The organism is Butyricicoccus sp. (genome assembly GCF_050872565.1).
Classification (GTDB): domain Bacteria; phylum Bacillota; class Clostridia; order Oscillospirales; family Butyricicoccaceae; genus Butyricicoccus_A.
This window is the reverse complement of the sequence record NZ_JBNMHC010000299.1, coordinates 1-2,803: the sequence shown is the minus strand read 5'-3', so window position 1 is coordinate 2,803 and position 2,803 is coordinate 1. Positions and strand designations below refer to the sequence as shown.

Genomic DNA, 2,803 nt, shown 5'->3' with positions numbered 1-2,803 from the left:
TATCCTGCATCTGTTCGGAAATCATCTGCCGGGCGCGGCGCAGGGCGCGCTTGATTTCAATCTCCGGCTGCGAAAGAATCTCCGATGCCTGCGGCGCAGAACATCCCTCTCCGCACAGGAGAAGCAGTGCCAGCCGTTCCAGTCTCGGCAGCTCACACATGAGCTGATACGCCGCCTGCGGCTGCTGCGTCAACGCCGGAATGCCGGTTCCCTTACGATCTTCCTGTCGCAGCAAGACCGCATACGCCTGTGTACCAATCCATACACGCAGATCACTGGGGGAGCGCAGAGCCTGTACGGATGCCTGTGCATCCCGATAAATCTGTACAACAGCTTCTCCCGGCTTGGGACATCCCAGCATGGCCGCCGCCAGCCAAACATGCGGCACCGTATGCCAAAACAGACAGATAAAGCCGTCCTGCTCTCCTGCCTTTGCACGTACAATCGCCTCAGCCAGTGTCATCGCAGTCCCTCCTTCCTACCTGTCTCTATCATACACTTTTTTGCTGTGATTTTCCATTGTTATTCGGCAAAAAATCGCATGGCCACGCGGGCAGCCATGCGATCCTTGCAAATTTTCAATCAGCGTCAGTCGTCTTCCTCATCGTCCGGAATATCCTCTTCCGGGATGTTGGCCTCGTCAAAGGATACTTCGGTCAAATCGCCTTCCGGTACATCGGCATCTTCAAAATCATCTGCCGGAATCGTGTCGGGATCTGCCGGTACGTCCTCGTCAAGAGACGACATATCAAACTCCAACTCTTCGCCGCACGCCGGACAAGAAATATTTCCCTGCTCCAGCGTCGCCTCATCGATATAGATTTCCTCGCCGCAGCTCGGACACACAACCTCGAACAGTTCATTGTCCGGATCATAGATTGCATCGTCCTCATCGACGTCCTCTTCATCGTAAGAGTCATCGTCATCGTAAATGTCCTCAATCATTGCATCGAGAACACCCTGCAATGCATCGTTTTCTTCCTCCAGATCGGTGATGGACAGCGCCATGTCCTCCAGAAGCGTAATCATCTCCTTGAACAGACGGCCTTCCTTTTTATCCACGTTGATTTCCAAACCTTCAAATAAGCCGCGAATATATGCGACACGTTCGGTTACAGTCATGGTTCCATTCCTCCTCTTCGGATCAATGCTGCACAGTCAGCTGATGGTATGTTTTACTTTGCGCGTGCCAGGTACTCGCCGGTACGGGTATCGATCTTGATCTTCTCGCCCTGATCGATGAACAGCGGAACCTTGACCTCAGCACCGGTCTCAACGATAGCCGGCTTCAGAGTGTTGGTTGCGGTGTTGCCCTTGAAGCCCGGATCGGTCTCAGTGATCTCCAGCTCTACGAACATCGGCGGCTCAACAGCAAATACCTTGCCCTTGTAGGACAGGATCTTGCACATCATCTCTTCCTTTACAAAACGGAAGTCGTCGCCCAGAGTTTCCTTGGAAACCGGCTCCTGCTCGTAGGTCTCGGTATCCATGAAGTAGTACAGATCGCCGTCGTTGTACAGATACTGCATGTCTCTGCGCTCTACGAAAGCTTCCTCAACCTTATCGGTCGGGTTGAAAGAACGCTCGGTTACAGCACCGGTAATAACATTCTTCATCTTGGTACGAACGAAAGCGGCACCCTTGCCCGGCTTTACGTGCTGGAACTCGATGACCTGCAATACATTGCCATCCAGCTCGAAAGTAACACCGTTACGAAATTCGCCTGCCTGCATAAAACAATTCCTCCATATAAAACAAGTTATAAATTTTCAGTAAATCTCTTATTATTCTACCCTATTATATCAGCTTTTGCAAGCCTTACTTGCAAATTGTCAGCTGTTTCGGCGCATTTGTCAAATCTCGGCATCCATCCGGCGTAATGCACAGCATATCTTCAATACGAACACCGAATCTTCCCGGAATATAAATGCCCGGTTCTGCCGAAATAATGTTGCCCGCGCGCAAAAGTTTCTCATAGCGCGGTGCTGCCAGCGGCAGCTCATGAATATCAATGCCGATGCCATGACCGAAGCTGTGGCCGAAGCACGCGCCGTAGCCCTCTGCCGCAATGATGTCGCGGCCTGCCTTATCGACAAACGCACCGGTAACCCCCGGTTTTGCTGCGGCAATGCCCGCTTCCTGTGCGCGAAGGACAATGTGATAGACCTTATCCATCTCCTCTGTCACATGGCCGACAGCGACGGTACGCGTCATATCCGAGCAGTATCCCTCATAGGTACAGCCGAAGTCCATCGTGACAAAATCGCCGTCTTCTATGATTTTGTCGGACGGTACGCCGTGCGGCATAGAAGACTTGGTGCCGGAGACTACAATCGGGTCAAACGACATCTTCTCTCCGCCGTAATCCAACATACGAAATTCCAGCAGCGATGCGATATGTTTTTCCGTCACACCAGCATGAATATCATTGAGTGTTTCCGCCAGTGCGCGCTCTGCAATGCGCTGTGCCTTGACGCAGCACTCTACTTCCTCCTGCGTCTTAACTTCGCGCAAATCGCTGATGAGGGCGCCCATCGGCTGCATTTTTGCCGCCAATGCCGGTTCCCACTGTGCGTGATCCGCGCACGTCATAAACCCTTCTTCAAATGCAATAGTCTTGACGCCGTCCTGCTGGCAGACCGCATTGACCATTGCCGCATACGAGCGGCGTACCATATCCACTTGAATGCCCTCGCGGACGCGCTTTTTTGCCGCCTCAATATAGCGGAAATCCGTAAACAGGTATCCGCCCTTCTGTGTCACCACGCAGACACCGGCAGAGGACGGAAATCCCGTCACATAG

4 protein-coding genes are annotated in these 2,803 nt (G+C 52.6%); all 4 read right to left on the bottom strand.

Going from position 1 to position 2,803, the window contains the following annotated elements; all coding sequences use genetic code 11:
* The coding region (locus ACR0P9_RS10400; RefSeq protein ID WP_432619884.1) for a sigma factor-like helix-turn-helix DNA-binding protein at positions 1 to 463 on the bottom strand (463 nt) is incomplete at its 3' end.
* A gap of 125 nt (positions 464 to 588) precedes the next feature.
* Positions 589 to 1,122, bottom strand: a complete 534-nt coding sequence (locus ACR0P9_RS10395; protein ID WP_432619882.1) for a CD1247 N-terminal domain-containing protein — start codon at positions 1,120 to 1,122, stop codon at positions 589 to 591.
* 53 nt (positions 1,123 to 1,175) lie between these two features.
* Positions 1,176 to 1,733, bottom strand: a complete 558-nt coding sequence (gene efp / locus ACR0P9_RS10390; protein WP_216471253.1) for an elongation factor P — start codon at positions 1,731 to 1,733, stop codon at positions 1,176 to 1,178.
* 85 nt (positions 1,734 to 1,818) lie between these two features.
* Positions 1,819 to 2,803 (bottom strand): aminopeptidase P family protein (locus tag ACR0P9_RS10385; RefSeq protein WP_432619880.1); only part of this gene is annotated, 985 nt, incomplete at its 5' end.